This window comes from Actinotignum sp. usb-actsch-213 (assembly GCF_059085665.1).
In genome coordinates this window covers 1-5005 of the sequence record NZ_JBHNSQ010000039.1, presented here as the reverse complement: position 1 = coordinate 5005, position 5005 = coordinate 1, and the positions used below count along the sequence as shown (strand labels likewise).

Annotated in this window: 6 protein-coding genes; all 6 read right to left on the bottom strand. The window is 60.1% G+C overall.

The window, feature by feature from the left end:
• A partial coding sequence (locus tag AC5RK6_RS04675; protein ID WP_493926369.1) for a hypothetical protein occupies positions 1-242 on the bottom strand: 242 nt, incomplete at its 3' end.
• Complete coding sequence (locus AC5RK6_RS04670; RefSeq protein WP_284902304.1) at positions 239-1300, bottom strand: RCC1 domain-containing protein; 1062 nt, start codon at positions 1298-1300, stop codon at positions 239-241. The genes AC5RK6_RS04670 and AC5RK6_RS04675, both read right to left, overlap by 4 nt.
• Before the next feature lie 2 nt (positions 1301-1302).
• A complete protein-coding gene (locus AC5RK6_RS04665; RefSeq protein WP_284902302.1) occupies positions 1303-3591 on the bottom strand; it encodes a VirB4-like conjugal transfer ATPase, CD1110 family in 2289 nt (762 codons plus the stop codon).
• Between the two features lie 40 nt (positions 3592-3631).
• Entirely contained in the window at positions 3632-4030 is a 399-nt protein-coding gene (locus AC5RK6_RS04660; RefSeq protein WP_284883138.1) for a PrgI family protein, read from the bottom strand.
• 2 nt (positions 4031-4032) lie between these two features.
• Positions 4033-4233: a hypothetical protein gene (locus AC5RK6_RS04655; RefSeq protein ID WP_284882575.1), complete on the bottom strand. Its 201-nt coding sequence runs from the start codon at positions 4231-4233 to the stop codon at positions 4033-4035.
• Positions 4234-4274: 41 nt separating this feature from the next.
• Entirely contained in the window at positions 4275-4961 is a 687-nt protein-coding gene (locus tag AC5RK6_RS04650; protein ID WP_284883135.1) for a hypothetical protein, read from the bottom strand.
• Positions 4962-5005: the final 44 nt, after the last annotated feature.

The window sequence follows — 5005 nt, the reverse complement described above, 5'->3', positions numbered from 1 at the left end:
CGCAGTACCGTAATATGCCGCTTGGCAGTGTTCCAGGTTTTACGGCCCGCTTTCCGGCCTGCGATGGAGAAGGCCGTACCGACTTGCTCATCGACCTCCCCACCCTCAAAGCTGCGTAGCTCACGCACATCCCCCACAAGCCGCCCAGCCTTACCCACCAAGTGAGAGTCTCGGCGAGCGTGGATATTCGCGGCTTTTTTACTGGAGGTATCGCGGATATTCATCGACGCAAGCACGCTCACAGCCCGCTCTTCTCTGTCACGCCCACAATCCCAGCCGGGTCATTTGTGAGTGCTTGTTTGTCGTTCGACCCCCAACACCACGCCCGCCCGGCATCATTTCTCGCGCAGGTGGCGAACCGCGAAGCAACGAGTGACGTCACCCGTGCATCACCAGGGAGGGTGACCTGGCGGGCCAAGCTCGCTTTATCACCTTGGGCACCGCCCCCGAGTTGTCCGTTGTAGTCCGTACCCCAACACCACACCCCGGTGTTCGTGAGGGCGCAGGCGTGAGCATCCCCCACCGCAACATCTTTCACCTCGAGGGCTTCGAGTCCCGAGACCGGCGCCGGTGCTTGAGTATCTGAGGGTTGAGAGCCTGCTTGGCTCCACCGGTTATCACCCCAACACACCGCGCCTTGGCCGCTGCTCGCGCAGGTGGTGTCCCCACCCGCCGCCAAAACTTTCACGTCCGCATCGAAGGTGTGGGAGGCGTTCTGGCCATGGTCGCCCGCACCGATACACGAAACATCTTTGCCGCGGGCTATGCACATGTGTGCCTTGCCGGTGGCATCCAGGACGCCCACCGCAGGCGTGGGGGTGGCTTCCGGCGTCGCAGGCACTGCCGACGTCGCCGGTGTTGGTGGCTCTGACTGCGCGGCGACGTCGCCGGTTGGGTTTTTCATAACCCAGAGAGCTGCCACCATAAGCGCGAGGCATACGAGGGCGGCCCCGATAGTGAGGTTGCGAGCCAAATTCCCACGGCCGGGTAGGCCGTTCCCGCTACGTGAACGCCGCCGCCGACCACCGGCTCCTCGAGGCGGGCTGGCCTCACCACCCGCGACCGGGGCTACCGGCGACGCCGGTAGCCCCATCTCAGGTGCCACCGGAGCCATTGGTTGTGGTGGCGCTGGTACCTCACCAGCACGCACCAATCCCACCACCCGCGCAAAACCCGCCCAGGCAGCAAGCTCGGGATAAACATTCGGATGCGAGGCGATATCTTCCAGGACGCCTGGCACGCCACCTTGAGTCGTGGCAATAATATAAAGCGCATCCGCCCCAACAGTTTGATCAATCATTATCAGGCCGCCTTGTCTTCGAATTTCGTGGAAAACAACTCATAGAGCCGGCTACTGGCTGGCATCGTGTTATCGAAAGGCACCAACACCCCACCCAAGCGAAGCAAGCCGCGCCCTGGGGCTTGGTTCGTGAAAAACGCCGCCTGCTCACCCGACAACTTCAAAAGATCAGCCAGGGCTGCGCCGTCGGTTGCTTGCTGGTTGAGTAAAAACAGGCCGTCGGAGTTGGAGAGCATGAGCCGCGCGGCCTTATTCGCCAGCAGTTCCTCGATGTTCTGGGTGATACCCGTCATCGAGGCACCCCACTTCCGCACCCGCTTATACATCGCCTCAAAATAAGAGGCAGCATGAGGATTCGAAAAAAGCGTATGGAACTCGTCCACGTACACCCAGGTACGTATGCCGGCCGCGCGGTTAGTTTTGATCCGCCCCCAAATCTCCTCCAAGACAACCATCATCCCGAACGTCTGCACGTCACGAGAAAGATCGGCGGTGTCGAACACCGTCACCCTGTTCGTGCGATCAATCGAGGTGGCGCGGGCAAACCCAGAAGCACTCCCGCTGGCATAAAGCTCAAGGCCGCGGGCAAGCTCCCTACCCTCACCATCTTCTTCCTTCGAGAGCGCGTCATATAAATCTGTGAGAGTCGGCGGCGGAGCGCCGTCAGTATTCAAATAGTCACGGTAGAGCCGGGCCACGCACCGGTCGATAATCGACCGCTCCGAAGCCGAAAGCCCCGCTTCTCCGCCCAGCAGCACCTCGAGGAGGGAAAGCACGACCCCGCACTTCTCCTGAATACTCTCCCCGCCCGCGCCCTTGTCTACCTCGAGCGGATTGATCGAGTCCGGTGAGCTAGACGATACAATCACCCGGTTCGCACCCATCACCGAAGCGAGTGGCACGTATTCGCGGTCAGGGTCAATAATAAGCAGCTCATCGGTAGGACGGCGCAGGAAAGTTTGTAGCATCGAGAACTTCGCGAACTGGGACTTACCCGACCCGGTGGTACCGAGAACGAAGCCGTTGGCGTTCATGCCCCGCCGCCGATCCGCAACGATCAAGTTTTTCGAGCGCGCATTAACCCCGTAAAAATCACCGTCGTCTTCCATCAGCTCGGCCGTCGTGAACGGCACCATGACCGCTAGCGCGCCGGTCGTGAGGGTACGAAACACCGGCAATCGACACACTCCCAGTGGCAAGGTCGCCCCGAGGCCGTCGAGCTGCATATACCGCAATGTCTCCAGGTTGCATGAGTGCTTCGCGGCGAGGGTTTTCACGCGCTCAACCCGCCCCGCAAGCTCCCCCTCCGTATCTGCCCCGACAGCGATCACTATCGTGGTGCGGAACAATTTTTCGTTAGAGCGTTCAAGCTGGGTGCGTAGCTCGGTTGCTTCCTCAAACGATGCCTGCAACTCATGCGGCATAAGATCAGCACTCAAACCCTGCTTCAAGAGTCGGCGTTGCTCGTTACCCCGCTGAATATCCATCCCCGCAATCTGAGCCTTAACAAGGTCAAGGCCCTTCTTTTGCGAGAGCGGGTCAATATGAATCGACACCGCCATATCCAGGGGCAAATCAGCCAGTTCGGCGAGCAACTGGTCGGAAATAAAGGCCGGGAAATCCCGCAACACGAGGCTCTGCCAAAGCCGCCCGCCCGCGTCCACATGATCACGCCCCACATCCAGCGAGAGAGGTGCCGCCACGTCTTTCGTTGTGAGGTTACTGGCCAGGAGCTGAGCGTAATCAAACCTCGGTGCATCCGGCCGCAGGAAATACGTCATCAAGGCCAGGCGTTCACCTCCGTTTAGTTGGCGGGCCTGACAACCCTCAATCTCCCGAAGAGCAGCACTAGCGGTCGTGACCATGCGCGAAAGCGTGGTCTTAGCCTCCTCCACACCCTCCGCCTCGATAGTGAGGGTCACGTATTTACGGCTAACGCAATTATTACGCCCGGTGGCCAGGCGGGAGGAGATCAAGCTGTTGTATTCACTACGCCAATCGTCTACCCCGTCCCCACGCATAGCCAGGGCCACCCCACGCGCCAGCACTTCCTTATCCAAGACCTGGTTTACCAGCTGGATCTGCACGTGCGTCCCGGAAAGGTGTGAGTTAAGGAAGCGTGCGTATTTCTCAATCACGCCCTCCTGTACCTCGCTTGGCGCGAGAGAATAATTCACATCCGAGAGTTCAAGCGTCACCGAATAAGTGTTGCCGCCAAGCCAGGCCAGCCCGCTCTGGGTGAGCGCCTCGAAAGGAATTTTTGCTTGCACACTCCCCGGAGCAGCCGACATACCGCTAGTAGCCGCGCGCCGGCGACGCCGCCGGGGCGCGTTAGTTGTTTGTTTCGAAGGAGACGTACTCCCGACGAAGCCGGCTAGAGCGCCTGCGTCTTGCTGTTGTGTTCTTTTGCCCATCACTAAACCCCACATCATCTATCTGGTGGTAGAGGTAGCGGCGCCGCCCGAAACGGTACTCCCACGCATAACCCACATACTTTTCTGCGGGTATGCCCATCGGGCGCCACCACCCAAACATCGCCGCCGGAACCATCACCGCGAAAACGATCACGACACCGAGATCGTCAAGTCCGGCCCGCAAACAACCCCAATAAGAAAGGACAACTACCGGGAGGGCGATGCTCAACGCCCCGAGCTGACGCCACGAGAACCCAAACAAGACTTTCGGCTGGTAGGCCGTCACCTCGCGGTAAACATGAACCTCAAAAGCCATGGCTATATTGCGATGGTTTTGAAGAGCTGGGCGGCAGCCACAATCATGACCCCGCCAAGCGCCTGCCACATGCCAGTCTGGGTCTGCTGACCATCATGGCTACGCAAGCCCCCCGCCAGCGTGATCACGCCCCAAATAGCCCAAATACCACCACCTGCGGTAGCGAATTTAGTGAAGAGCTCGAGTACAGCATTCAAATCCATGGTCTTTTTCCTTTCAAAAACGAAAGCCTGATTAAGGGTGGTTATGCGGCGTGCTTCGCCACATACCCGCGCTTACGGGTAGCGGCCACGCACAGCCCGCCAGCCGTGATCGCCGCCAAAGCCAGATATGCGCTCGACGCCGAAGCGCTACCCGAATCAGCAAGCCGATGAGAAGCCGCAGCATATTTGCCCGAATACGAACCGGCAGAGCGCGCAGCGGCGCTATACACCCGCCCCTCATCGGTATCCCACTCATAAGAAGAAGACGCCTCTACGCCCGGTGCTTCATCCTCGACGCTCGGCAAAGTATCGCTACCTGCGTCAGGCGAGGGAACACCCGGCTCCGGGACAGGCTCCGGCGCAGGTTCAGGTTCAGGCGCGGGATCAGGTTCGGGGCTGGGCGGCACAGGAGCCGGCTCCTCGCCCGGCGTGGGAGGTGCAGGAGGTTCCGGCACGGGTGCCGGCTCGTCCCCCGGTTGGGGTGGCTCAGGAACATCTGGCACCGCCGGGCTGTCGTCTCCTGGCGTTGGCGGGGTATCCCCCACATCACTCGGTTCCGCCGCTCGAACGGAGGCCGTTCCCGCGTCCCTTACAAGCGGCGTCTCACCAGCCGCCACAGCCCCGGCCGTGGGAGCCGTTACTTCTGGTGCCAGCTCTGCCGCGTTGGCTGCCGGCAAAGCAAGGAAAGCCAACGTAGACACAGCAATAGCAGTCGTTGTTTTCTTCATTCTTTTACCTCACAAAAACGTTTATTTTCATGGCCACATGTTTC

Coding starts and splice junctions, on each gene's coding strand:
- AC5RK6_RS04650 (WP_284883135.1), bottom strand. CDS start 4,961: ATGAAGAAAACAACGACTGCTATTGCTGTGTCTACGTTGGCTTTCCTT.
- AC5RK6_RS04665 (WP_284902302.1), bottom strand. CDS start 3,591: ATGTCGGCTGCTCCGGGGAGTGTGCAAGCAAAAATTCCTTTCGAGGCG.
- AC5RK6_RS04660 (WP_284883138.1), bottom strand. CDS start 4,030: ATGGCTTTTGAGGTTCATGTTTACCGCGAGGTGACGGCCTACCAGCCG.
- AC5RK6_RS04670 (WP_284902304.1), bottom strand. CDS start 1,300: ATGATTGATCAAACTGTTGGGGCGGATGCGCTTTATATTATTGCCACG.
- AC5RK6_RS04655 (WP_284882575.1), bottom strand. CDS start 4,233: ATGGATTTGAATGCTGTACTCGAGCTCTTCACTAAATTCGCTACCGCA.